Below are 26,169 nucleotides of genomic sequence, written 5' to 3' on the forward strand. Positions count from 1 at the left end.
GAAAAGCTCCGTCTCAGTTAAAGGAGCATTCACCTTAAGCGAAAATGATTTAAATCAAGGTCTTGCTAGCTGTTCCCGCACTACTGAAACCTGTTTCCGCAGTGATAGCACGCTCGCGGAACAACGCAGGTGTACAGCCATTGGCCTTTTTAAAAGCGGCGTAGAAAGTTGACATCGACTGAAAGCCTGCAGCCTCCGCAATAGCTTCCAGCGTTTGATGGGGTTGTTGCAGCAGCAGGCGCTGGGTTTCGACCACCCGCAATTGTGCGACATAGTGTTTAAACGGCGTGCCGTTGTTGTCATTCAGCAACTGCGACAAGCGCGCCTGAGGAATGCCCAAACGCTTCGACACCCGTGCAAGCGTCAGGCTAGGGTCAAGATACAGCCGCTCACGGGACATCAAATCAGCCAACTGCTGCAACTCTGCGGCAGCTTCAGCTGCCGGAATTCGCCTGTCCTGGTAAGGCTCAACCGGCGCCTGACCTTGCCGCAAGCCCCATGCGACAGCCACACAGAGGTAAAGCACAAAGGAAAACGACAAAGCCCCAACAATATAAGAGGTAAAACCTGAGGTTAAATACGCCAGCCAAATCAGCCAAAGCCCGGCGTTGGCAGCAAGCAGCAATAACCTGGCGCTACCTTCAGGCAAACGATGGCGCTGCTTTACCAGTAAGGCTGTGCTGACCAGCAGATAAATTAACCAAAGCCAGTTGCCAGTGCTGACAATAGAGCCATGCCAGATGGCGGCGTAGTCTGCATAAGGCAAAAACAGATTCAGGGTAATAGCCACTATAGCCAGCACACTGCCATGCACCAATTCAAAACGCCCCAGTTCGCCGGAGGTAGAAAGGTTGGTGCGGGTGAAAAAATATAAAGCCGGGCCAATCAATAAACAAGCGGTCAGGCCGGCTTGCATCACTGAAGCTGGTGTATCTGGTAAAAAATAAAAGGCCACGGATTTGCCGGTGCGGACACTGACCATCAAAATCAGCACAGCAAGAGCACGTTGTGCAACAGATGCTTTACCGGCAAACCATAGATAAAATGCCAAAGCCAAGCCATTAAATGCACCAAGCCCAGAGAAAAAAAACAACAGGTGTTCGTTTAACATCATGAGTCCCCGCCGCTGGAACGGCACTTCGTTACCGAATCATCCTGTTATTCGTGTTGATCTGCAATGAGTTTTCACTGAACGAACACCTTAGTGCCACAAATCCAGGAGGTAAGCTCCACTCTGGTGAGGGTATTGCAGACTATCAAGCCTTGCCATTCGGAAGCCTCAATCATGCCGTTTATGCTAACAGTTAAAAACAAACAAGGTCAGGCACTCTGTCGGGTGTGTGGTGTTACAGCACCGCACTGCTTTGGCTCACAGAATACTTGCCTTTCTGCTCTGGCGCAGTATGCTTGCGCTTTTAGTGCGCCATCAACGCGAACACCATCTTAAAAACGATCCAAAAACTATCTAAAGAGTGGGCTTATGCTGAGTTATCGTCATAGTTATCATGCAGGTAATCACGCCGATGTGATTAAACATCTGGTGCAGATTTGTATCCTGAATTACTTAAAACGCAAAGATAAGCCTTTTTGCTATCACGATACTCATGCCGGTGCCGGCTTATACAGCCTGCATAGCGAACAAGCGCAAAAAACTGTCGAATATCAGACAGGCATAGGCAAACTCTGGAACTATCAAGGCGCAAATGCTGATATCAAAGCTTATGTGGAGACCATCAGGCTGGTGAACGACAGCGACGATTTAGCTTTTTATCCGGGTTCACCGAAAATTGCCGATTTGTTATGTCGCGCTACAGATACCATTCAGGCCACCGAATTACACCCTAGCGATCATCCTATTCTGGCCAGCCAGTTTCAGCGTCGCAGACACAGCCGTATTGAAAAAATGGACGCATGGGCTGGCATACGCGCCATGCTGCCCCCCTTGGCTAAACGCGGCTTAGTGCTGATTGACCCGCCTTATGAGTTAAAAACCGAGTATCAGGACCTGATCAAAGGTTTAGAACAGGCAGTGCAGCGTTTTCCACAAGGTACCTACGCCATTTGGTATCCGGTGATCGAACGTCAGGCGGTCGAAAGCTTTATTGATGCCATTGTCGATACACAAATTCGTAATCAGCTGCGGATAGAATATTGCCCACAGCCAGACGCTGAAGGTTTTGGTATGACGGGCAGTGGTATGTTGGTGATTAACCCACCTTTTACGCTGAAACAAGATATGGAAAACTGCTTAAAAGAGCTGGCACCATTGCTTTCACAAAGCCCGCTCGCCCACTGGCAAGTCACTCAACTCGTGGATGAATAAGGAAATACTCTATGCGTACTCTGGTTTTAGCTTTGGTGCTATTTTGTAGCCCAGTGTTTGCTTTTGGTGAATTAGGCCACCAGATGGTGTGCTCTATGGCTTATCAGTTATTAAGCCCGGTCAGCCAGCAAAAAGTGCAGCAACTGATGCAATTGCACGAACAAAACGATTTTACCAAAGCCTGTTCCTGGCCGGATCAGATACGCTCCTTGCCGGAATATCAGCACACCAAGGTCTGGCATTACATCAATATCCAGCGCTCTGACACTAAGTTAACTATGCAGCACTGCCCTGCCGAAGGTTGTGTCTTGTCGGCTATTGAACAACAACGGAAAAAGCTGACGCCTTTTGCACCGTCAAAAACTCAGCTGGAGGCTCTGCTGTTTGTTGGCCACTTTATTGGCGACTTACATCAACCTTTGCACGCTGGTTATGCCGATGATTTAGGGGGCAATAAAACTGCAGTGTATTTTGCTGGTGAGCCATCGAATTTACATGGCGTCTGGGATAGCCGTATTCTGGAAGCCGCTTCTTACCAGGATGATGCGAAGCAGCAAGCTTTGTATCGGGCGTTAAAAACTAAACAGCAGCAGTGGCAAACCGTCAGTGTGCTGGATTGGGCCAATGAGTCGGTGTTGTTAGTGAAACTGATTTATCAGGGCTATAAACCAGGTATGTTAATAGACGAGCGTTACCAGCAACAGCATCTGCCACAGCTGGAACAACGACTGCAACAAGCTGCAGTGCGTCTGGCTTTAGTGCTGGAGCACAGCTTTAATCCGGCAGCTAACGGCGGTTAACCTCAGCGCTGGTTAAATTCTTCCAGCACAAAAGTTTTAAACTTGCTTAGCTTTAACTGGCTGAGCAAGTTTGCTAAGTGTTCCTGATGTGTTAAGTAACCAGGTTCTGCCAGATACGCCTTGTAATACATTTGAGCAGCAGGGCGTAATTCACCTTCTTTTTCATGTCGTAAGCCCATTTGGGCATAAACCTGCCCTCTGTCCGCCGCAGCATAAATCAAATGAAAGGCCTGCTGATGCACACAACCGGCATAAACTTTATGTATGCTGTGCGGCAGCAAATTCAGCGCTTTGTTCGCCAGATACATTAAATCAAAGGCTGCATTCATCTTACCAAGGCTGGCCATCAGGGTGGCGCCATGACACTGACTGGCAACAGACATCTGCATAGCAGCTAAATGTTGTTTCTGTTTCTCTAAGAAGGCAATAGCGGCTTCTTTGCCATCGGCCTGGCAGATTAAACTGCCCTGCAACCAGATAATATCAGCGGCAAACTGACTGGCCTCTTTGTCGCTGATCAACTGACGAAAACATTGCTGCAACATGGTCTGATACTGGGAAACTCTCTGCTCCGGCATCGGCTGAGCCATTAAAAACAGCAACAGCTTGCATAAACTCACCGTCAATACACAAAACTGGTAACCACTGCCTGCCTGCCGTCTTTTGCGCTCTATCAGTTCAATCGCCTGTTCTGTTTTATCCGATACCATCATCACCAATTGCACTAACTGAGTAATATGGGTCGACATACCGGCAGCCGGGAATTTAACAGCCACACTGAGCGCAGCGGCGTAGTCTTCATTTTCCAGCGCCAGATACACTTGCCAGACTTCTTTTCGTTCCTGATAACGCAGTACTTCTTCGGTCACATTGACTAAAAAGCTGTTGCAGGACTGCAGATCACCTTGCTCGTAATCCAGTAAGAACTGCAACCACAAGGCCCAGCCCTGCTGTTTGGCACAAGCTGATTTAATCAATGCTGAAGCTGCATCACAAACCCCAAGCTCCAGCAACATTTCAGCTTTTAGTTGCAGCACAGCCACTGGCGTGTCAGCACCAGCTTTTTGTTGCAGCTCACCTATCAATTTAAAAGCATCAACATAACGACGTTTGTGCACCAAAGGCAGGATCTGATCCATAAAAGGTTTTAGGCGGACATGCAGTTTGAGTTGCTCGTCCATATGGAATTTATTGCAAGGCCGGTCGAGAAAATCAATCTGATGAAAAGGATAATCCACGGCATGCTTCTGCCGCTCTGTCGCTGTGGATAACACCACCAGACGACTTAAGGGACTAACAATGTTTTTGTGCAGCAGCAACTCAATCAGATCGGCGCCAACCAAAGAGGGTTCCGCATCATAATCAAGGAAAATTACATCGTAAGGGGCAGTACCTTCGCTGCTCAACAGATCCTGAGCTGTGCGACTGAGCTCCACCTTTTTGATGCCAAGGCCGGTCAGTATTTGTTTTAACTGATGACCAGACGCAGGATCAGACTCAACAACTAACACATTGAGATCAAATAACTTACTAAAATCAAATCGGGTAAGACTCAAACCTTTGCCTCGTTTTTCTCTGATCGATGATCCGGCCACTCACACCCCTTTAGTGTAGGCGGAAGATGGCCAGTCGCAAAAGAAAAATTTAGAAAAAACGATACAAAATCCGAGACTTGGCTAATTTTTTAACCGATTTTAGTCTTGTCCACGCCAACGGGCATGACATAAAGTCTCATACTTTTCTTTGCTCAGTAAAATTCTGGCAAGAACAATCTCAGCTACCCCATTGATATCAGCCAAACCAATATGAGCTTCTACATGTAGTTCGGGGTCAATATCCATAGCGATCATATCAACCCAGTCGTCTGTAGCTGGTACTAAATCCACATAAGCGGACGCAGCTGCATGTTGTTGATACAACGCATAATCTTCAGCGGACAAGTTGTCTTCTGCTAACTCTTCAAAAATAGCAAAAGCATGATCGCACAACTCATCCAAAGTCCAGAGTTCAAGTTCTGAGCCAGACATTCTTTTCTCCACACAGACAAATCAAAGGCCGCAGTATACCAATTGCATGCTGAGTATGCCCAGCCAAAGCCGGCTCAAACACGAATATTTACTGGCATCCCAAGCGGCGGGTCGGTAGCATAGCGCCACTTTTGGATCTGCGCTAAGTGAGCATGATGAAACAACGTTTAGGTTTGATTAGTGTATTAGTGGCTGACTATGATGAAGCTATCGAATTTTACACACAAAAGCTTGGCTTTGAATTAGTAGAAGACAGCCCACAAGGTGAAAAAAGATGGGTGGTGGTGCGGCCCCAAGGTGCTGTAGAGACTGCTATTTTGCTGGCCAAAGCCAGTAACGAGCAGCAAAAACAACAGATAGGCAATCAGTGTGGTGGCCGGGTTTTTCTGTTTTTAAATACAGACGATTTCTGGCGTGATCATACCCGGATGCAACAACAAGGCGTAAAGTTTCTCGAAACACCACGCGAAGAAGCTTATGGTACTGTCGCTGTATTTGAAGACTTGTACGGCACCCGCTGGGACTTGCTGCAACTGAATTAAACCGGAGATGTTTGTATGTACCGTTGCCCGCTTTGCCAACAAAGTCTGACTCAACACCATAACAGCTTTGTTTGTGCGTCAAACCATAGCTTTGATCTCGCCAAAGAGGGCTATTTGCATTTATTGCCGGTGCAGCAAAAAAACTCTAAAGTCCCGGGCGATTCGCCGCTGATGATGCAAAGCCGCCGCGACTTTTTAAATGCAGGTTATTATCAGCCCCTGTCCGATGCAGTAAATCAGTATTTTTCCGCAGTGTTACCACAACAGCCTGTGGTGCTCGACCTTGGCTGCGGCGAAGGCTATTACAGCAACAGGCTGATGCAGGCTTTAGCAGACAAAGAACTCAGATTGTGCGGCCTGGATATCGCTAAAACAGCCATCAAAAAAGCCGCGAAAAGCTACCCTGCTATCAAGTTTTGTGTCGCCAGTGCCTGGCATCTGCCTTTTGCCGATCAGAGCTTTGATGCTGCATTAAAACTTTGTGCGCCTTGTGAGCCAGAAGAACTGGCTCGGGTATTAAAAACTGATGGCCTGTTGCTGACCGTGACTCCTGCTCCAGAGCATTTGCTGGAGATCAAACAGCAGGTATACAGTTCAGTGCGTCTGCATAGCGATCAAATCGAAGCCATTCCAGGTTTTGAGCATCAAGAGCGTCAGGAACTGAAACTAAAGCTAACCGATTTACCTGCTGACATGGTGTTAAATCTGTTGGAAATGACCCCTTTAGCCTGGAAGTTTAAACCGGAGCAAAAGCAGATTTTTGCTGCAAGTTCGCCACAAATTAGCCTGAATTTCTATTTAGACATGTATCGGAAAAATCGCTCAGTATAATACTGGCAAAGCCCTTGCATTGGTCCCTGCGGATCCATTGGAGGGCAGTAGCTCAGGCGTTGGTTGTACATGCAGTTTTTTTTCGAACACCATAAAAATCATCTGAAACCTCACATGAGTGGCGTTTTACAGTACGAACAAAAGTTAACTGAACTGGACAGCTGGTGGAGTAAAGTTACTTTAATAGGGAAAATCAATAGCTTACGCCTTGGTTCTACCATACTCGACAGCATGGATCAGACTAAAAAACGCTTCACTGAGCTACAACAAATTCTGATCGACAACTTACTGCTGGAACAAACCAAAAAAACACTGTTAACGGACAAAGCTTGTAGCCAGATTGCCATTGACGTGCTGATCCGTAACTTGTTTGAACGCACAGCAGATATAGGTTTTCTCGCCACTGACAGCCAAATTCGTAGCTTTTTAGCAGAGCCTTGCGTTGAAGCTGTTGATGCAATGCAACAGCATTTAGCCAACTATGTCAGCTATTATTCAGTGTATCAGGATGTGGTTTTAGTCAGCCCTGACGGACAGATACAGCTCAGACTTGCCCCCTCGCAGACGCAAAAATACAGCCGTGATCCCTTAGTGCAGCAGTGCCTGCAACAGCCTCAGCAATTTAGCGAAACCTTCAGGTATTCCGACCTGCAGCCTGAGCAAAAACAAAGCCTGATTTATGCCCAGGCTGTGCTGTCAGAGCAAGGTAGTGCGCTTGGAGTGTTGTGCTTATGCTTTAAGTTTGATGATGAAATAACGACTATTTTCAACAACTTACTGCCAGAACATAGCCAAAGTATATTGTTGCTGCAATCTGAAGATGGCAGCACTGTCTTTAGCTCCGACATCGAGCTGCTACCGCCCCAACACACCGCAGGACGACAACAGCAATTGGGGCTAAGAAAAGTAGAAAGCCGGGATTACTTGCTCAGTTTTGCGCAAACTCAGGGGTATCAGGGTTACTTTGGTCCGGCCTGGCAAACTCAGATCTGGACACCGGTAAAAAGCTTGTCGAATCAACCTAAATCAGCACAACAAGAGCTGGATATTAATAACCTTAAGTTATTTCCAGAACTATTTCATATTCATCGCTCGTCTTTGCAGGTCAATGATGAACTCAGTCTGATTGTATTAAATGGCGTTATTTCGGCAGCCCGCAACGACGCCGTTGAATTTGTGCCTGTGCTTGATGCCATACGTGGTATAGGCAAAGAAATCCATCAAGTGTTTTCTCATTCAGTGGAAGAATTGGCTCACACCGTATTACACAGCCAACTGGAAGAGTTGGTGATGCTGGCACGGCAAGCTCTGGATATTATGGACAGGAATCTGTATGAACGCGCCAATGACTGTCGCTGGTGGGCACATAATAAAAAGTTTCAGCAGTTACTACGACAACCAGACTCAGAAAAACAGCAGGAAGCAGCAAAAGAACTTACTTACATCAATGATTTATATACAGTTTATTCCAATATCTATCTCTACGACAAAACACAGCGTATTTTATGTTGCGCCAGAGATAACACAGAACAGCTGCAGCAAATGCCTGACAATAGCGGCTCTGCAGATTGCCTGTTATTAAATTCCCCTCATCAGTATGCGGTCAGCGATTTTGAGCCCAGTGCTTTGTATCAGCAGCAATCGACCTACATCTACCATGCGCCTGTCTTTACCGATACCACAACAGGTAAAGCTCAGGGGGGCATAGCGCTGGTGTTTGATAGCGCGCCACAATTTAGTGCAATGTTGCTGGATATTTTGCCCAAAAATGAGCAGGGAGAAGTGAAGGCTGATTTTTCCGCCTGTTTTATCGATGAGAAAGGTGCCATTTTGGCATCCAGCGCAACCGAACTCTGGCCAACAGGACATAGTATGCCTTTGCCGGACGAATTATTTTGCTCTGCAAAACAGCACCCTGTCAGTCAGCGTGTCACTCTACACGGACAGTCTTATTGGCTTGCGCTCGCCTATTCTAAGGGCTATCGCGAGTACAAAACTTGCGATGGTTACGACAACCCGCTGTATTGCTGCGCACTGCTGCACTGCTAGTTTAAATTCTGACAAAGCCGCCTCATCAATTAAACCGATAGAGGCTATTGAGTTAAAGCGTTATCTTTCATCTGCATCCATCTTTATGCTGAGCACAAATCAACACAAGATGGATGCAGCGATGAACACAGCTATCACAACTTCAGCTACTGCTCTGCCTGTTGATCACCCATTCTATATTCAGAAAACTGGTACAACCTGACGCGGAACCAATGTCCGACACTATGGTCCATGTTTTTAGGATTAGCGTTTGTCGTCATCATCAGGTGATGAGTTTCAGGAAATACACAGTTTTTTGCAGTGAAGAGTTCTAGCGCAAGCGGTTTTATTCATCTCCCTGGACCGCTGTTTTTCGCCCGGCTATATAGCCGGGCTTTTTTTCACAGCACAGAATCAAATCAATTCTGAATAGTGGTCACTTTATTCCATAAATTCTGATTTTTACTGTAGGAGAAATACTCGTCAGGAAACCAGCATTTAGGAATTAATTCCATATTCTTACGTTCTTCAAAGTTAGAAACCAGCTTACTCAAAATCTCCAGCAGCCGCTCTTCGCTCATTTTTTCCAGTTTCTTGCGTGCCGCAGGGAAATACAGATTGTTATCCACGCTAACCACTACATTGGTACCTGTGTTACTAAAGGTCATACTGCGGGTCACTACCCTGCATATTGGCATATCTGTCGTGGGCGGATACAAAGACACCACCAAGGCATATTCATATCTGTCCAAATCGCGCTTGTCTGAGTCTTTGGGAATATAGGTCACGCCATAGCCTTGTGGGAACAAGCCGGTAATTTTGATCAGCGCATCCACAGCAGCTTTATGGTAATACCCCCGCTCCACACCGCTTTGCAGCACCAGAGCCGCTTTAGGCAAAGACTCGTAGCTGTGGTTTAATTTAGTCGACAACACAACAGAGGTATAAATCTGGGGAATTTTCAGAAGGTTACCTACGCCACCTTCAGGTTTTATGGCGTTTTTAAGCAAGGTGTAAACAAAATTCAGTTTGTCCTGCTCGTTTTGATTAAACAGCTCCCGTTCTTCTTTTGAATTGCCGACATAACGATCACAGGCTAAGCCTTTCGTGACGTAACTCAGTGTCTCCTGATAATTGATTTTTAACAGCGCAACACGGTTTTCATCATCCAGCACCCGAAACTCGTCCAGATCGCCATCCGCACCTTTGAGAATAGCCAAAGCGTCAGGATGATAAGTGCCTATATCCTGCAAAATAGCAGCCATTAATAAAGGCAGCTGCACATCGTCACGGAAAGGGGAATAGTCGGCCTGATAAGCAGCCTCTGCATTATCCAGCATTTCTTTGGCGGCTCGCACCTTACCTTGCACATAGTTATTGTTCAACTCATTATCCAGCAGTAAGCGGTCGAGCAAACGCAAACTTAAAACGCCTTTGTATAAATGCTTAAACTTTTGATTCACCGGAGCAACATACTTGCCATTGCTTGGTGCCAGCAGCTGAATAGTGCCCAAAAACTTAGACGACATTTGTACTGTTTCATCAAAGCTTTCACCTTCTGTCAGTTGTAACACCTGCAAACATAAGGCTTTTAACGCTCTGTAGCGTTCAACGCGACTGTCATCCAACATACGGATATAAAGTTTTAAAGCAGACTGGGCTTCAGCCAGTTTTTTTTGTTCAGCGGAAGACGGCTCTGGTTTTTGTTCCAGTTTTCGCACTTGCAGCTGTAATTGCTGCAGTTTTTCTTCCTGCTGTTTGGCATGACGAAAATAATCAGTGGCCACTTCATACACTGAATCATTCAGAGCTGTGGCATCATGAATTTTGCTAAGAATAGTTTTTACGGTTTTACTATACGAAGACTGACTTATGGTTCCCATCGACATATCGGGCATCTATCCTTTTCAGCAGGCCACTTAGATTGTACGAAAATGAGTATAGCAGTCCTTTGCCTGGTTCGGTTTTAGTCCGCTAACAGCGGTGCTTGCCACTCTGTCTCTGATTCCATCTCCAGATCCCACTCTTGCTGCATTTGCGCAGCAATACGTTTCTTTTTATGCGGTTTAACCGCCAGTAAGTTTGACCAGAACCAGGTCGATAAATCGCCCACCAGATTCGTTTCAGCATTGATCAGTACCACAAAACCTACGCCTTTTTCTTTGGAGTACGCCATTTCAGTACGGTAACCTTTTACCCAACCGCCATGGTAATAGACTTCATGACCGCCAAAGTTAAAAATACGCACACCTAAACCATAATGTGACGTGGTGACATACTGACCCCAGGTGCGACCACCTAAATCATCCGCCACTTTCACTCTTTTAGTCCGCACATCCTGCAACATGGCAGGGCTTAATACCGACGGGTACTGACCTAACTGTGCCATTAACCACTGGCTCATATCCATCACACTGGCATTAACACCTGCTGCTGGACTGACCCGGTAATAGCTTGGATTTACTTTGGTTTCAGCCCAACCTCGTTTTACCCGAACATGAGGCATGGCGCGGTTTTTCGACGCTAAAAAAGCAGAATAACCCACTGAAGCTGTTGGCATTTTTAATGGCTTAAACAGTTTTTGTTCCATCAAACTTTCATAACTGCTGCCGGTGGTTTTTTCCATCACAGGCCGGATCAGACTGAATAATACGTTCTGGTAACCATAACATTTACCTGGTGCACAACGTGGGTTTAAGTAACGAAATTTAGGTAAAATCTGGGCTGGCGTTTGGTTGGCTTCAATTAAATCATCATAAGTGTTAGGCACCAGGCCTGCACTTTGTGATAACAAGTGCTCCACTCTTAACGCACCTGTATGTCGGGGGCTTTTAAAGGAAAAAGCCGGTACGTAACGGGTAACAGGATCATTCCATTGAAAACGGCCCTGATGCACCAGCAATGACGACAATTGACCCGCAAAAGTCTTGGATACAGAAGCCAGTCGGAATACAGTGTAAGCATCAATATTCGATTTGGTGCCTACAGAGCGCACACCGTAAGCCCCCACTTTCACCACTCTGTTGTCTTTGACAATGGCGTAAGCTGCACCTGGAATATTGTTCTTTTTTAACGTCTGGCGAAAATGCCAGTCAAAGTTGGTAGCCAGTTCATCAACATCAGCCGCCAGTAACTGGGGGGAAAGGACGAGGAATGCGCCCACCAGTAATTGGATTAATTTCAATGTGTTAGTCCTCAGACAAAGGGGTTGCCTTTGTTGTAGTGCCACTACTGGCATGTAAGTTATGATAAGTCGTTAACATCGACGGTATCAACTGCGTAATTAAATGCTTTTTGTGTTCTTCACTGACCTGCTGCACAGACCATTCTCCGGCTAAATAGGGCACCAAAGCTGGCCCTGCGATATAACACCAGGCATCCAGCCATTGGCCTGAAGACTGAACTCTGACCTTTTGGCGCAGATACAAACCTGAATCCAGCTCCTCGAAAAAATCCAGCTTTTCAAGTTCGGCAGGATAAACATCAAGCAATAGCTGTCCATGCTGCACATAGCCTGGGCTTTGGGTTAAGGCTGGTATAGGCGTTTCACCTGGCTGCTGGCTTACACCATAGCTTTTGTGATCAGCCAGACTGGCTTGTTGCATAGCGTAATGTTTACCTGTAATGGCATACACCACTTCAGGCAAGGTCAATAAACCATACACAAATACAGCATCACCAGAGCTCATAAGGCTTTCCCTTCCAGCTGTCTTAAAGTTAAAAACAGGCGTAAGTCAAATTCCAGTTGATGATACTGGGGTTCCATGTGCTGACACAATTGATAAAAGGCTTTGTTGTGATCTTTTTCGCGCAAGTGTGCCAATTCATGCACCACAACCATCTTTAACAGCGGAAAAGGCAGCTGTTTAAATAAAGCAGAAATACGGATTTCCTGTTTGGCTTTTAGTTTTCCACCTTGCACCCGGCTGACAAAACTATGTAAACCTAAACTGTTATCCAGATGGATCTTACCATCAAAGCACACTTTACTGACCGGAGAGCTGGATTTCACAAAACGTTGCTTCAGCTCCTGAGTAAACTGATACAGGCTTTTGTCATTCTGGATATCATGCGACGGTTCAGGATAACGGGTCGCCAGCACTTCAGCCAGGCGCCCTTGCGCAATCAAAGACTGCACCTGCGCCCGCACACTTTCAGGATACGAGGTCAGAAAAGTTAAAACAGGTTCCACTAAGCATCATCCAGAACAAAAACGACGCTTAGTGTAAAAAATAAAAGCCCTGCCGTGAACCTTTCTTTTTAGCTGTTGCACTGCAACGCTTGTTTTCCGGATTGTACGGCCAGAATTTGTCCCTGCTGACCGGTTTTTATCTCAACCCACTGTCCTGCCCGCCACGGCATATCCTGCTGTAACTCCAATGCCAGTTGCTGATCAATTTTGACCAACAGCTGATCACAAACTTCGATTTGCCATTGCTGGTCAGCAAAACGCAGCTGTCCAACCAGACTATTACTGTGATCCAACTGCTGACGGGCTTGCTGGTACTGCTGATAACGTTGCAGGTAAGCAGTTGGCTGTGGTGAAGTTTCGTTTTTAGACAAACTATGCAATTGCACTTGATGATAACTAGCATCCGATTGCACCACGATTTGGTAATAGGCTGGTTGCCACCAGAGTTGTTGTGCCAGCCAGATTAAGGCAACGCATGCAGCTAACCCTTGCACTGCCGGCCATAAGGATTTCCAGCTCGCAGTCTTTGGTTTTGATTTTAATTGCAACAGTTGCTGCTTTAATTGCTCTGGCATAGGGTGTTCAGCTTTACTTTGCTGATACAACTGCTGCAGTTTTTCATCCAGCTTATTCATCATGCCCTCCAAGCTGTTTTGCTAACACTTGCCGTGCATAACGTAAACGGCTTTTGACGGTTTCGGGTTCTGCAGCTGTGATCTGTGCTATCTGCTGCAGGCTGAAACCTTCCAGCTGCAACAGCACACTTTCCCGCTGCAGCACAGGCAGTTGCATCAGCACTTGCTGAAGCTTTAAATTGTCCTGATCCTGCTCCAGTACTTGTACAGGTCCCGACTGCTGCGCCGGTAAATCTTCACTTAGCTCATACACCCAGCGCTTTTGTCTTCTGAGTTCATCCAGTAACAGGTTGCGGCCTATGGCAAACAACCAGGTTTTAAAACTGCTGTGTCCGGCAAATTGTTGTTTTTGTTCCATCACTTTTAGCCAACTTTGCTGACTCAGATCTGCAGCCAGGGCAGGATCACTTTGTTTTAATAAAAAATGATATAAATCATCACCATAGCAGTGGACCAACCGGGCAAGATAAGCTGGGTTATCTGTCTGAATATAACTTTGCATCAGCGATAACGGATCAGACTCTGGTTCTGTGTCACGTCTGGTTAACCAGGATAACAGCATCCTTTGCTCCTCTTTTTTGCACAAAGTCAGCATCAAACTGATGCTGACTTTGTGCTTTATTGTTGTGTCTTATTGTTATGCTTTATCCAGACTAAAATCCAGCTGTACCTGCATCCCTTGCTGCGCTAAAGCTTTTCCATCCTTCATTTGCGGCTGATACTTCCAGGCTTTCAGCGCTTTGATGGCCTCGCGGTCAAAAATACGTTTGGGCTCAGCATCCAGCACTTGTACGTCAATAACAGCTCCAGTCGCGTCAATTGAAAAACTTAACTTTACCCAACCTTCAATGCCATCTTTAGCAGCTTGTGCCGGGTATTTAGGATCAATACGAACTAGTGCTGTGGCAGTTTTATCCAGTAGCATAAAATCCCCCGCAGCGCCTAAACCCGGTGTAGGTAACACAGGATCTACAGATACCTCCACTAAAGGCCCAGCCTCTCCTGTCGCATCGGGTGTAAAAGATTCTGGCCTTGGCATAGGTTTTTCTGGCTCTGGCAAAGTGCGCACTATATGGTTTGGCTGACTGTCTTTTCGTGGTTCAGGCAGTTCATTATCAATGGGGATAGGGGTAGCTCTGATAGATATCGCATCTGTTTCTATCAACTGCTGCATCAAGGCAAACAATAAGAAGGTAATCACCAATGCTGGCAAAGCAGCAGTCATTAGTTTCTGTGTGTCTGTACTGGTTTCTGTTCTGTTCATCTGGCATTCTCCACTGGTTTTTTAATTAGACGAAACAGCGGGAAAAAAGGGGTTAACCAGTGATCAAAAAATTATCAGCTTTTGCCGGAATCACACTGCTTGGCGTGACAGCCTGGACTTTGCACGCAACTCCGCTTGAGATTTATCTGGTGCGACATGCCGAAAAATTAAAATCTGCGGATAAAGACCCGGTGCTAAGTCCTTGTGGTCTGGCGCAAGCTAAGGCGATGGCAAAACTAATCCCCACAGCCCTGAGTGCCATTTACCACAGCGGCTATCAGCGTACTCAACAAACGGCACAGCAGATTGCATTGGCCCAATCTGATGCAAAGCTACAGCCTTATAACGCCAGTGATTTGCCTGCTCTTGCTGCAAAAATCCTGCAACAAGACAACACAGTGCTGGTGGTTGGCCACAGCAATACCACGCCTGAACTGATCCATCTGCTCAGTCAGCTACCAGCGCCACAGATCACCGAACAAGACTATGGCGTGGTCTATCAGTTAAAACAGTCGGGGCAAGCTTATAGTTTATTTAGTTATACCATTGTGCAGCCAGCAATCTGCGCTTCATCGAATAGCTAGATCAAGCACTTAGCACAGTAGCCTCACAGCAAAAATAATCCCCTATGCTAGACTGACTGCAGCGAAGTTTTTCTTTCTTTGACAAGCTACAGTCTGGTGCAGGGGCTTTATGGCGTTTTATCAGAAATTGTTAGAACTGTTTCAGTCTATCCACAACTCTGAACGTTTTCTGGATGTATTTCCCGAACTGGAAGCACAAATTCTTCAGCTATTTACCGCCGAACGTATCACTATTTATCAGCGGAGTTACCACAGTCAGGATATTTATTCGCGTTTTAAAACCGGTTCAGAACTGACTGAAATCCGCGTGCCCATAGGTCCACAATCCATAGCGGGTTATGTCGCTTTAAGTAAAAAATCAGTGCTGATTAAAGATGCTTACGATGAACAGGAGTTGCATCTGATCCACCCTAAACTCAATTTCGCCCGTCAGTTTGATCAGAAGTCAGGCTTTCGCACCCGCTCTGTTCTGGCCGTACCTATCACTGAACAAAACGTATTGTTAGGTGTGATCCAACTGATTAATACCAAAACAGCAGTAGCTTTTAGCCAGGAAGACTGTGATAAAGCCATGCAGCTGGCACAATTACTGGGCCAGAAATTTCGTTATGAATTAGGTGCAACCCGTGGGCCTTTTGATTATTTGCAACACCGTAATTTAATCTCAGCCAGTCAGTTACAACAGTTAAATCAGCCACCACAAGATTTTGCCACGCAAGTGAATAAAATCATCACCGACTACAAAATCAGTAAAGAACAGCTGGGCTTATCGCTTGAAGCTTTTTATCAAGTCAGTTTTATTGGCTTTGAACCTGATAAGTATCAGTTACATGGGCTGAACAGCAAACTGAACCGCTCTTACCTGCTGAAAAACCATCTGGTGATCCTCGAAGAGCAATCCGGCAAAGTGGTGATAGCTCTGACCAACCCAAACCACGCCGATACGCTGATGGAAGTGGAACGGGCGACGGGCTTATTAAGTTACGATATTCATGTTGCTTTACCTGACGATATCGATCACTACATCAAAGGCCAGCAAGAGGATAACTTAACTGAGCTTGGCGATTTATTAAATGAAGCCGATGATGATCTGACGCTTGAGACTCTGCAACAGGAAGACGAAGGCATATCAGAAGAAACTCCAGTGGTGGTTAAGCTGGTGAACCGGGTTTTAATGGACGCACAGCGCCTGAATGCCTCTGATATTCATATTGAATCCGGTAAAGGCAAAAGCTCCTGTCGCGTGCGTTTACGTATTGATGGCGAATGCCGTGAGCTCATTCAAATTCCACCCGCTTTTATGCCCCCCGTTGTATCCCGCATTAAAATTATGGCGCGGCTGGATATAGCCGAAAAACGTCTACCACAGGATGGTAAGTTCAGCGTCAAACTGGCGAATAAAATCATCGAAGTGCGGGTTGCCACTTTGCCTACAGTATTTGGTGAAGGTGTGGTGATGCGGATTTTAGCCAGTGGAGAAGCTTTGCCTTTTGATAAGCTGCAACTGAGCCCACGTAATTACCAGATGATGTCGCAGATGATCAAACATCCTCATGGTGTCTTGTTGGTGGTTGGCCCTACAGGCTCAGGGAAAACCACCACTTTGCATGCGATTTTAGGACGGCTGAATACCACGGATAAAAAAATCTGGACAGCTGAAGACCCGGTTGAAATTACCCAGCCTGGCTTACAGCAAGTGCAAATGAACAACAAATCTGGCTTAACCTTTGCCGTGGCTTTGCGAGCTTTTCTGCGCGCCGATCCGGATATTATTTTAATAGGCGAAATGCGTGACAAAGAAACAGCACACGCCGGTATCGAAGCCTCACTCACAGGGCACTTAGTCTTATCCACACTGCACACCAATTCAGCACCTGAAACCATTACCCGACTGATTGATATTGGTATAGATCCTATTAACTTTGCTGACGCCTGCATCGGTATTCTGGCACAGCGGCTGGTTCGGACCTTATGTACTAAATGCAAAGAAGCCTATCAACCAGACCAGATAGAACAGGATTATATAGAGCGGCATTATGGCCTGGCTTTTGCGCCAGAACTTGAGCTAAAAAGCCCGCTGACACTTTACAAAGCCAAGGGTTGTCCGGCTTGTGAACAAACAGGTTATAAAGGCCGGGTGGGTGTGCATGAGCTGTTGCCGGTGACCGCCAAAGTGAGGCAACTGATTTATCACAAAGCCAGCATAGAACAAATTCAGCAGCAGGCTATCACTGATGGTATGCGCACTTTGGTGCAGGACGGTATTTTAAAAGTGTTGTCCGGAGTCACAGACTTTAAACAACTGCAGGCTATTTCGGTGTTTGAAGACTAAAGCCGGCTCACCGACTTTAGTCTGCTCAGGCAAATTACACTTTGCGGAAACGCTCCACCAGTTCATGCAACTGCTCAGAAGTATTTTGTAAATCTTTACCACTTTCGCTGACCGCTGTGCCCTGACTTAGTGATTTACTGGCAAGATCAGAAATACTGACAATTTGCTGATTAATATCTTCAGCCACATGAGCCTGCTCTTCTACAGCAGCGGCCATTTGTCCCGCCATAGCAGCAATACTACTGACTGCAACACTAATGCCTTCCAGCGCTTTTTCCGTTTGAGCAACCTGAGTCACACCCAATTCCGCATCCTTCCGGCCATTTTCCGCCACCATTACAGAGGCTTTGGCTTTGGTCGACAGCTGCTGAATAATCTCATAAATCTCTTTGGTCGATGCTGTAGTACGGGACGCCAATAGCCGCACTTCATCCGCAACCACGGCAAAACCACGGCCTTGTTCGCCAGCGCGCGCCGCTTCAATAGCTGCGTTTAATGCCAGTAAGTTCGTTTGCTCGGCGATCTGCTCGATAATTTGCGCAGCACCCACAATTTTATTAGTTTGCTCAGCCAAATCTGCGACAGACTGACTGATATCGTTCACCGTTTTTTGCAACTGTTGCATAGCACCTCGGGTCTGACCCGCTACTGCGGAGCCCGAACGGGCTAATGCATCTGCATCATCAGCTTTGCTCGCTGTGTCCTGCACATGAGAAGATACCTCGGCGATAGTAGTCGTCATTTCATTCATCGCAGTAGCAACCTGTTCGGTTTGCATCTGTTGTTTACGAATGCTGTCAGCCGCATCGACGGATAAATGCCGTACCTGGTCCGACTGCACAGCCACTTTAGTTGACGCATCTTCAATCCGGGTCAATACGGTATTTAAGTGAGCAGACTCAGCTAATAACGCTACTTCCAACTGCCCTTGCCTGCCTTGGTGTTTTGCATATGAAGCTACAGCCAAGGTATCGGTAAATGCGGTGGGCATTAACTCCAGCAAGCTGTTCAATGATTGCTTATAGCGCATAACTCCCAAGCCATAACCAAGCACTGTCGTCAGAGCAAAAGCAATTGCAGCGGCGCCAGAACCTAAAGCCCACCATAAAATGGCTGAGATAATGACTGCGACCAAAGGTAAAACCGACCAGCGCAAATCAGCGGCCACATCTGAGCCAGCTTTGTCGGTATTTTTCCCGTCATTAATAGCTTTATATAATTGCTCTGCATGAGCGACCTGAGCACGGCTGGGCACAGTACGCACCGATTCGTACCCCACGATACGACCATGTTCCGTGACAGGTGTGACATAGGCATTGACCCAATAATAATCGCCATTTTTGCAGCGATTTTTTACCAGCCCCATCCAGGGCTTACCTTGCTGTAAATAACTCCACATGGTTTTGAATGCAGCTTCGGGCATATCCGGATGCCGCACCACATTATGAGGTTTGCCGACAAGCTCTTCTTTGCTAAAACCACTGATCGAGGCAAAAGCATCGTTACAATGCAAAATCGTGCCTTTGATATCAGTAGAAGAAATAAGCTGCTGCTCTTTTGGAAAAGTACGTTCTTTTTCGGTAACAGGTAGGTTCTTACGCATCTGCGACACTCTCCTTAGTGATCTACGATAGAGCTAAATTCAACGAATGTGAACTAAAACAGGGAAATGAAAATACTGATAAAAACCTAGCAGCAGATTGAAGTCTTGGACAGGAAATGTAAGAAATATATATAACTTGCTGAATGGCTTATCAGACACTACGCCTTTGCAACAAGGTTAGCACTTCTGCGTGATGAGTATGAGGAAACATATCAAAGAGTTGCACTTTTAACAGCTGATAGTCCTGGTTCAACAAAGCTAAATCGCTGGCGAGCGTCTCTGGATTGCAGCTCGAATAAATCAGCCATGCCGGTTGTAATGCCAGTACAGACTGACAAAGCGCAGCGCCTAAGCCTCGTCTGGGTGGATTCACTAACAGCAGATCAGGCGCATCTTCTGACGCTTTCGCAAAAGCGGCTGCATCCAGAGCCTGAAATTTAACTGCAGTAAGGCCGAGTTCAGAGGCTGAACGAGTGGCACTGGCAATAGCTTTGGGAGCAATTTCAATGCCGGTTAAATCCCGCAGCTGACCTTGAGTAGAACTTGCCAGATGCAAACCCAAACCACCAACCCCACAAAACAAATCCCAAAGTTTTTGCCCGGGCAATGAGTCTGCCCATTGTTTTGCTGTGGCATACAAAGCTGCAGCCACTGAAGTATTGGTCTGGAAAAAACTTTGTGGCGTTAAATACAGAGGTATGCCGTTTAACTCTTCACGTAGCAACTCTTGTGAGGTCAATACAATCTCTTCCGGCCCTTCCAGCACAGCCATATGCACAGGCTGCAGGTTGACTGAACACACTTCTAACTCTGGCCATTGTTGTTGTAACCAGAGTAAATGTTTTTGGATAGAGGCCAGACAGTTTTTAGAGCGCAGCACAAATCGCAGCATAAAGCGGCCGGAATGCTGACTTTGACTGAGCAAAATAAGCTTCAGCTCGCCTTGTTTCTGCTCCAACTGATAAGGAGTTAAGCCCGCACGTTGAATAAAGCTTTTAATCAAAGCAAAAGCAGGCGCAAAAGCTGCAGGGTATAAAGGGCAGACTGATAAATCGACAGGGGTTTGGCCGTTTAGAATCCCCAGCACAGGCTGATCCTTTGTACCGGACACCACCATTTTGGCTTTAGTACGAAAACCTTGTTCCTCGCTTGCCACAACAGGCAAAAGTTCAGCTTCGGCAAAAGGCGCCATCAAAAGTGCCAGTTGCTGCTGTTTTTGCTCCAATTGTGTAGCATAAGGTACAGCAAGCTGATTACAGGAGTTACAACGTCCGGCTAAAAACTCAACACAATTCATCGTTTCTCAACTGCACTCAAGGGCTTTGGCTTCATGGCCGCTATTTTACGGCCTAAAGTAAAACCAAAGCCAGAAAAACTACCAGTACGACTTACATCTGACGGAACAAGGCCACAGCTTGCTGGTAATTCTGCAGCGCCAAAGCTGCATCATAACGCTCGCCTTCATCACGCATAAAAGCATGCTGGGCATTGTATTCATACCAGCTAAAACTAACTTTGGCTTCAGTCAGTTGTTGGTACACTTTCTGCCGACCTTCAGGGGATACATGAGGATCCTGTTTGCCCCAGACCATCACCAGTTCGCCCCGAATATCAACAGAGCGGCTTAAGGTTTGCTGACCTTCACCACAAGGTAAGGTATCGCTGTGTAAATCTGTAGCATACAAACAATAGCTGGCTTTAATAGCCGGATTCAAAGCTGCACGAAACGCCAGATGACCGCCAATACAAACGCCCATAGCCCCCACTTCAGGCCGGACATAAGGCAAGGTTTTTAAATAATCCAACATCACCTGATTGTCGCTATCGTAGCTTTCCAGTGGTTTAGTCCATTTATCCTGATTACCTTTGTCTTTGCCCGCGTCGTCATAAGCAAGCACAGTACCCAGCGGATTTAACTCATGGAAAATCTCAGGTACCAGCACGACAAAACCATGACTGGCGAGAATGGCGGCACTACGGGCAATAGGAGCTGTTTGTTGGAAAATTTCTGAATAAAACAAAATAGCCGGATAAGTTTTAACTGCGCTTGCAGCAGCTAAAGGCTGGTACTGATACACCTGCATTGGCCCTGTTGGCGTAATTAAGGTGACTTTGCTGTGTTCAATTTGCATAAAAGTTTGTCTGAAATAGAAGGCTGGGCTTCCATCATAATCAGCAAAATACAAAGGCACCAGCATGTTTCCGCTATCTATACCCAAGTAATTACAGTTGTAGCGAGGCGACAAGCCTTAGAGACCCCAGGAGCATAGTAAACCTATGAGACTGGGGCGAGAGGGTGCAGTCAACAAAGCTACAGCTTCAAGTAAGACGGGTATATACAGTATTAATCAGCCATTCAGCTACTCTGCATACACTTAGCTTATCTAAATGTAAGGAGTTTATATGGTCCAGTCCCGCTCGTGGGTTGCTGCCGCAGTGTTAGCCGCAGGTATGGTCGCAGGTAGCGCCATTTTAGCCAATAGCCTGATTGAATTCAGGGCTATGGAGCGTGTGGTACAGGTGAAAGGTTTGTCGGAGCGAGAAGTAGCCGCAGACACTGTGATTTGGCCTATTAAGTTTAACGATGTCGACAACAACCTGACCACTTTGGTAGCCAATGTTGAACGTAAAAACGAGCAAATTCAGGCGTTTTTAAAGCTGCAGGGTTTTAGTCAAAAAGAAATCACTGTCGCTGTGCCACAAATTGTTGATCGTCAGGCGGGTTATTACGACCCCAATGCCAATCAGATGCGTTATACAGCCAGCTCAACTGTGACGGTGTACAGCAGCAATGTCGATTTAGTGCATCAGGCCATGGCGAAGTTACTGGAATTAAGTAAAACCGGTATCGCGATAGCAGGTCAGGACTACGACAGTAAACCCGAATTTATTTTCAGTGGTTTAAACGAATTAAAGCCCGACATGATTGCAGAAGCGACGCGCAATGCCCGTGAAGTGGCCACTAAATTTGCAGCTGACTCAGACAGTAAACTGGGCAAAATTAAAACGGCAAGCCAGGGCCAGTTCAGTATTACTGACCGTGACAGCAATACGCCTTATATCAAAAAAGTCAGAGTAGTAGCGACAGTTGACTACTACCTGTCAGATTAAAACGGAGCTTATGATGAAAAAAGCATTGTTGATGACCGCAAGTATTGCCGCACTGCTAACCCTGACAGGTTGTGCGGTACGTGGCCCCACTGTGTGGGTAGAGCCACCAGCTTATTATGGCCCGGCAGTGATAGTGGAGCCAAGACCAACGGTAGTGGTCTACGAAGAGCGCCATTATCATCAGGACAGGCACTACCATAAAAAGCATAAAAAACATAAACGTCATTATCATCATGATGACTGATCTGACTTAGGCGCTGAGTTGTACAATTGATGGTATTAGCACTAAGCTAAGCTGGTAAGTTTAAATAAAAGGGAAAAAAATGCGTATATATTCAGCTTTTGTTGCTGTTGTGCTGATGTCAGGTTTAACAGGCTGTGCCGTCAGAGGTCCAAGTGTAACTGTAGAACCACCTAAAGTTCTGATTCCGGGCGTAATAGTTGAAGGTCAGGGTCATGGCAAACATTGTCCACCTGGACAAGCGAAAAAAGGCAGATGTTAAGTTTTTATTTTTTGTTTTTATTTTAATTTGGCAGGACGTGTGAAAAGGCCGGTGTTTAATCAAACACCGGCCTTTTTATTGTTCGTCATCAAGCTGTATTCAATGCGCTGGCAGTAATTCCAATAACTGCTCTAAAGGCACCAGTTTCAGGTTCTGACCTTGTTCCGGCATCCGGTTACGACCATCCTGTACTATCACAGCACCTTGTTCAAAACCGTTACCCAAGGACAAAGTGGTCAGCTCCAGGCCATCGGTTTCTGAGCTGCCATCTATTCCCAACTCTGCATTTAAGCGAATACGAAAGCGGGCTACGGCTTTAAAAGGGGCAGTTGCCTGAAACAACACATAACTGTCATTGCCCTGACTGGATGCCAGTAAATACGGTGTTTTTGCTGGCTCTGCTGGTAACAAAGCCAAACCTTCCACATCAGCCACCAGCACATCGCCATCGGCTTTAATTACCAGTTCGCCTTTGGTATCCGCTTTGGCATCAGCAGCAAAACGCCAAATACCTACATCTTCTTCGCCCAAAAACAGCACGTCGTTCTGATCATCGGCCACACAACCTTCCGGCTGACTTGGCACTTTTAAACGTCGTACTTGTTTGGCGCTCCAGCTCTGGCCATTGGAGCTGATCTGGTACTGCAACACTGTGCCATCTTTGTCATTGGCAAAAACATAAGTCTGACCGCTGCGTTTTGACTGATACAAACACAAACCATAAATATCGCTAAAAGGTGTGGCAAATTTCAGTGCTGTTTTCACTTGCCCCTGCGCATCTATTGCAAAAAGTTGTACCGAGTTATCCGCTCTTAAGGTAGCTGCGGCTATATCCTGTTTTTTACCCTGATACTCAAGGCCATAACGCAGGTCGATATTGTTAACCCGACCTACATGTAAAAACTGCAGCTGCTCGCCTTTCATGTTGTAGACAGCCACACCCGCTCTTTTGTCTGTGGCTAAAATACGACTGTTATCTGGAGTGGCTGAGTGTTGCCAGACAGCAGGATCGTCTATTGCGTCCCCTCTGTAACTGACGGCCACAGTTTCCAAAGTTGGCTTTAACTGCTGCATCGGTAGAGTGGAACGCTCTGGCAAGACGGCTGCTTGCGCCCGATAAGCTTTATCTTTTAATTGCGTATGCTGACCATCTTCACTGACAACAGACAAGCTGCCTGCAGCGAGGCCTAACTGCTCTGCAGTCTCTAGCGCTCTGATGGCTTTGCTCTGTTGCCACACCAAAGCATCGTCTTGAGTTTGATAACTTTGCAGCAAAGCAGGTTCTTCCTGTAACGCCACTAAAGTGCTATCTGCAGTAAATTCCAGCGCTTTCAATTCACCTGTGAGTTTGCCAAAAGGAGCCTGCACATCAATCAGGGTGCGGCCTTCGTCGGACTCCACTTCCGCATTGTAAGACCAGAGCGCTGTCGCGCCTTCAGCCAGATACAAGGTGCCTTTTTGCTGATCCACAGCACAGGCTGTGGCATCAGTGGGCAGGTTTAAATTACGGATAGACAAAGGCGCTGCTAAAAACTTCGAATCCTGCGCCAGTAACCACTGCTCACCTAAGCCTCTGTCACCTATTAAAAACAGGCTAAGTTGTTTGTTCTCCGTACTTTGATACCAGCATAAATCGTCCACCACCAGTTGACTGACCAACTGTTTACCAGAACGCTGTACTGTTTTGCCCTGCAATTGCCACCAATGCAGCTGATTGCTTTCCGTTTCAATGGCAGCCAATAACACAGAGCCATCAGCCTGAGGCAAAGCTTTTAAACGGCGAAATACACCAGGCCATTGTTGGATCACTGCACCTTTGCCATCGTGCCAGACTAAGGCAGTAGCAGAACTTTGAAACTGCCCTACTGTGGTAGTGAGCTCTGCATAGACAGCTGCAGCCGGGTCAATTGTTGCGCTGTTTTGGCTTTGCGCCTGACAGGCCATCAGCATGGTTGCCGATACTAAGGTTGCAATTAAAGAGTATTTCATTTTTTCTCCGGGGCGCTTTCTGCAGCGCTGAATTCTGTGCCTTGCCAGCATTTGTTGTCGTTGACGGTTTTAGCGCTGCAATGGGCCACTTTGGCTTTAAATTGTTGCTGCAACAGGTTCGAACCATCGCTCTGACGCTTTAAGGTGAAGCTGTCGTATAAGCGGCCAGTCACTGTCATGGCTTTTACTTTTAGCTGGTTTTCGCTGATATCCAGTTGCTGAAATAACTGGGTATCTTCGCCGACCTGAGTCATTTTGGCTCTGGCCGCCTTCGACACCAGATACATTTTTGGACCAGCCACTGACACCATATACACCGGGCCTTTATTCTCAGGCTGATAGCGGCCGTAGACATGGTCGTGGCCCTGCAACACCAAATCGACTTTGTACTGGTCAAATAATGGCTGCCAGTACTGGCGTAATCTTGGGTTATCACGGCCTAAAGACACCGAAAACATCGGATGATGATAGATGGCGATAGTCCAGCGGTTCGGATTATTCGAAAGCACCTGCTTTAACCAGTCGGCTTGCACTTTAGCCAGGCTTTCATCTTCCACTGCAGCAGTGGAGTTCAGCACAATAAAGCGTACGCCCTGATAGTCGTGGTAAAACACTGTATCCTGCAAAGACGTTGGGCCGTTGTTCAGGCTCTGAAACTGCGCGGTAAATTGTGCGGCCAGCTCCCTGCCTTCTTCCCCTTTGGCATTTGTACTTTTCAGGTATTCATGGTTACCAGCGGCAATCAGCTGCGGCGTCATAGCGCCCACCCAGCCTATAGCGTCAAACCACTCGCCCCATTCGTGATCCAATATGCCGTAACGGGAATTGACCAAATCACCAGCATGGAGCATTAGCTTAGCCTGTGGCACTTGCTGCTGAGCACTGCGCACCAGCCGTGAAAAATGCGCTTTTAAGTTATTTTGCGCATCACCAAAATACAGCAGACTAAAAGGTTCAAACTCTGCTTTGGCAGTGCGAAATTGCAGCCACTCACTCCAGTTGCCTTCACCTTTGACTCTGTAGGCATACAAGGTATCGTTTTGTAAGCCAGATATAACAGCTTTATAAAAATAAGCCGGGCCATTGTCTGTCTTCACTAAAGTGCCTTTGATATCCAGCGTTTTAGCATCCAGCTCCAGCGCAGGGCCATCAATAGCGTTAGCCCATTGCAGCTGGCTTTTCACCTGATTACTGCGCCAACCCACCGCCTGACTGCTGGCCGCATCGCTAGCAGGTAACAGCACTATGCGATCGGCAAAGCTACTTGCCTGATACCGGCTTTTTCCTTCAGGTACTGACGTGTTACTGGCACTGGCCATACAGCTTAAAACCAGCAGCAGGCCAACAACTGGCCCCTGCAGTTTTTGATAGCTCTTCTTGCTCATAGGAGTTATCGTCATAAAGC

General features: G+C 46.6%; 25 protein-coding genes. 10 read left to right on the forward strand and 15 right to left on the reverse strand.

The features are described 5' to 3' along the window. Window positions 1-49: 49 nt before the first annotated feature. Entirely contained in the window at window positions 50-1,114 is a 1,065-nt protein-coding gene (locus tag OM978_RS15330; RefSeq protein WP_264343133.1) for an AraC family transcriptional regulator, read from the reverse strand. Between the two features lie 366 nt (window positions 1,115-1,480). On the opposite strand from OM978_RS15330, the gene OM978_RS15335 reads away from it, so the two are divergent. After that, a complete protein-coding gene (locus OM978_RS15335; protein ID WP_264343134.1) occupies window positions 1,481-2,323 on the forward strand; it encodes a 23S rRNA (adenine(2030)-N(6))-methyltransferase RlmJ in 843 nt (280 codons plus the stop codon). 11 nt (window positions 2,324-2,334) lie between these two features. Continuing rightward, the gene (locus tag OM978_RS15340; RefSeq protein WP_264343136.1) at window positions 2,335-3,123 is read left to right on the forward strand and encodes a S1/P1 nuclease; all 789 of its coding nucleotides are present in this window, start codon (window positions 2,335-2,337) and stop codon (window positions 3,121-3,123) included. Between the two features lie 2 nt (window positions 3,124-3,125). Here OM978_RS15340 and OM978_RS15345 read toward each other — a convergent pair whose 3' ends face one another. Next, window positions 3,126-4,718, reverse strand: a complete 1,593-nt coding sequence (locus OM978_RS15345) for a hypothetical protein (RefSeq protein ID WP_264343137.1) — start codon at window positions 4,716-4,718, stop codon at window positions 3,126-3,128. A gap of 99 nt (window positions 4,719-4,817) precedes the next feature. Beyond that, a complete protein-coding gene (locus OM978_RS15350) occupies window positions 4,818-5,150 on the reverse strand; it encodes a YciU family protein (protein WP_264343138.1) in 333 nt (110 codons plus the stop codon). Between the two features lie 155 nt (window positions 5,151-5,305). Here OM978_RS15350 and OM978_RS15355 point away from each other — a divergent pair, with 155 nt between their 5' ends. The 3 genes from OM978_RS15355 to OM978_RS15365 all read left to right on the forward strand — a co-directional run bounded on the left by OM978_RS15355 (window position 5,306) and on the right by OM978_RS15365 (window position 8,572). Next, window positions 5,306-5,692 (forward strand): VOC family protein, encoded by a 387-nt coding sequence (locus OM978_RS15355; RefSeq protein WP_413691235.1) that lies wholly within the window; start codon window positions 5,306-5,308, stop codon window positions 5,690-5,692. Window positions 5,693-5,707: 15 nt separating this feature from the next. After that, the gene (gene rlmA / locus OM978_RS15360; protein WP_264343140.1) at window positions 5,708-6,523 is read left to right on the forward strand and encodes a 23S rRNA (guanine(745)-N(1))-methyltransferase; all 816 of its coding nucleotides are present in this window, start codon (window positions 5,708-5,710) and stop codon (window positions 6,521-6,523) included. Window positions 6,524-6,592: 69 nt separating this feature from the next. Further along, entirely contained in the window at window positions 6,593-8,572 is a 1,980-nt protein-coding gene (locus tag OM978_RS15365) for a cache domain-containing protein (protein WP_264343141.1), read from the forward strand. 398 nt (window positions 8,573-8,970) lie between these two features. On the opposite strand, the gene OM978_RS15370 is transcribed toward OM978_RS15365, so the two are convergent. The 7 genes from OM978_RS15370 to OM978_RS15400 form a co-directional block, all read right to left on the reverse strand. Continuing rightward, window positions 8,971-10,440: a hypothetical protein gene (locus OM978_RS15370; RefSeq protein ID WP_264343142.1), complete on the reverse strand. Its 1,470-nt coding sequence runs from the start codon at window positions 10,438-10,440 to the stop codon at window positions 8,971-8,973. A 77-nt stretch (window positions 10,441-10,517) separates the two neighbouring features. Further along, window positions 10,518-11,735 carry a serine hydrolase domain-containing protein gene (locus tag OM978_RS15375; protein WP_264343143.1) on the reverse strand — a complete coding sequence of 406 codons (1,218 nt, stop codon included), beginning with the start codon at window positions 11,733-11,735 and terminating at the stop codon, window positions 10,518-10,520. Window positions 11,736-11,739: 4 nt separating this feature from the next. Next, window positions 11,740-12,240: a gamma-glutamylcyclotransferase family protein gene (locus tag OM978_RS15380; RefSeq protein WP_264343144.1), complete on the reverse strand. Its 501-nt coding sequence runs from the start codon at window positions 12,238-12,240 to the stop codon at window positions 11,740-11,742. After that, the gene (locus OM978_RS15385; protein WP_264343146.1) at window positions 12,237-12,743 is read right to left on the reverse strand and encodes a M48 family metallopeptidase; all 507 of its coding nucleotides are present in this window, start codon (window positions 12,741-12,743) and stop codon (window positions 12,237-12,239) included. Before OM978_RS15385 ends, OM978_RS15380 begins: the two co-directional genes overlap by 4 nt. A 68-nt stretch (window positions 12,744-12,811) precedes the next feature. Beyond that, a complete protein-coding gene (locus tag OM978_RS15390) occupies window positions 12,812-13,381 on the reverse strand; it encodes a hypothetical protein (protein WP_264343148.1) in 570 nt (189 codons plus the stop codon). After that, window positions 13,371-13,940: an RNA polymerase sigma factor gene (locus OM978_RS15395; protein ID WP_264343150.1), complete on the reverse strand. Its 570-nt coding sequence runs from the start codon at window positions 13,938-13,940 to the stop codon at window positions 13,371-13,373. Before OM978_RS15395 ends, OM978_RS15390 begins: the two co-directional genes overlap by 11 nt. A gap of 75 nt (window positions 13,941-14,015) precedes the next feature. Continuing rightward, window positions 14,016-14,642 carry an energy transducer TonB gene (locus tag OM978_RS15400; RefSeq protein ID WP_264343152.1) on the reverse strand — a complete coding sequence of 209 codons (627 nt, stop codon included), beginning with the start codon at window positions 14,640-14,642 and terminating at the stop codon, window positions 14,016-14,018. A 59-nt stretch (window positions 14,643-14,701) separates the two neighbouring features. Between OM978_RS15400 and OM978_RS15405 the strand changes: the two genes are divergently transcribed. Both OM978_RS15405 and OM978_RS15410 read left to right on the forward strand, forming a co-directional pair. Then, entirely contained in the window at window positions 14,702-15,226 is a 525-nt protein-coding gene (locus OM978_RS15405; RefSeq protein WP_264343153.1) for a SixA phosphatase family protein, read from the forward strand. 109 nt (window positions 15,227-15,335) lie between these two features. Beyond that, the gene (locus tag OM978_RS15410; protein WP_264343155.1) at window positions 15,336-17,558 is read left to right on the forward strand and encodes a GspE/PulE family protein; all 2,223 of its coding nucleotides are present in this window, start codon (window positions 15,336-15,338) and stop codon (window positions 17,556-17,558) included. 34 nt (window positions 17,559-17,592) lie between these two features. Here OM978_RS15410 and OM978_RS15415 read toward each other — a convergent pair whose 3' ends face one another. From OM978_RS15415 to OM978_RS15425, 3 genes are all read right to left on the reverse strand, one after another. Then, a complete protein-coding gene (locus tag OM978_RS15415) occupies window positions 17,593-19,161 on the reverse strand; it encodes a methyl-accepting chemotaxis protein (RefSeq protein WP_264343157.1) in 1,569 nt (522 codons plus the stop codon). A 151-nt stretch (window positions 19,162-19,312) separates the two neighbouring features. Continuing rightward, complete coding sequence (gene rlmC, locus OM978_RS15420) at window positions 19,313-20,458, reverse strand: 23S rRNA (uracil(747)-C(5))-methyltransferase RlmC (protein WP_264343159.1); 1,146 nt, start codon at window positions 20,456-20,458, stop codon at window positions 19,313-19,315. Between the two features lie 91 nt (window positions 20,459-20,549). Continuing rightward, window positions 20,550-21,293 (reverse strand): dienelactone hydrolase family protein, encoded by a 744-nt coding sequence (locus OM978_RS15425; RefSeq protein ID WP_264343161.1) that lies wholly within the window; start codon window positions 21,291-21,293, stop codon window positions 20,550-20,552. Between the two features lie 271 nt (window positions 21,294-21,564). On the opposite strand from OM978_RS15425, the gene OM978_RS15430 reads away from it, so the two are divergent. The 3 genes from OM978_RS15430 (at window position 21,565) to OM978_RS15440 (ending at window position 22,775) form a co-directional block, all read left to right on the forward strand. Continuing rightward, window positions 21,565-22,272: an SIMPL domain-containing protein gene (locus OM978_RS15430; protein ID WP_264343163.1), complete on the forward strand. Its 708-nt coding sequence runs from the start codon at window positions 21,565-21,567 to the stop codon at window positions 22,270-22,272. A 10-nt stretch (window positions 22,273-22,282) separates the two neighbouring features. Then, on the forward strand, window positions 22,283-22,516 hold the full coding sequence (locus OM978_RS15435; protein WP_264343164.1) for a hypothetical protein: 234 nt from the start codon (window positions 22,283-22,285) through the stop codon (window positions 22,514-22,516). A 79-nt stretch (window positions 22,517-22,595) separates the two neighbouring features. Continuing rightward, a complete protein-coding gene (locus OM978_RS15440) occupies window positions 22,596-22,775 on the forward strand; it encodes a hypothetical protein (RefSeq protein WP_264343165.1) in 180 nt (59 codons plus the stop codon). A gap of 99 nt (window positions 22,776-22,874) precedes the next feature. Here the strand turns inward: OM978_RS15440 and OM978_RS15445 are convergent, their stop codons facing one another. Continuing rightward, entirely contained in the window at window positions 22,875-24,764 is a 1,890-nt protein-coding gene (locus OM978_RS15445) for a phytase (protein ID WP_264343166.1), read from the reverse strand. After that, on the reverse strand, window positions 24,761-26,164 hold the full coding sequence (locus tag OM978_RS15450; RefSeq protein ID WP_264343167.1) for a purple acid phosphatase family protein: 1,404 nt from the start codon (window positions 26,162-26,164) through the stop codon (window positions 24,761-24,763). Before OM978_RS15450 ends, OM978_RS15445 begins: the two co-directional genes overlap by 4 nt. Window positions 26,165-26,169: the final 5 nt, after the last annotated feature.

The organism is Rheinheimera sp. MM224, from assembly GCF_947090785.1.
Taxonomy (GTDB): Bacteria; Pseudomonadota; Gammaproteobacteria; order Enterobacterales; family Alteromonadaceae; genus Pararheinheimera.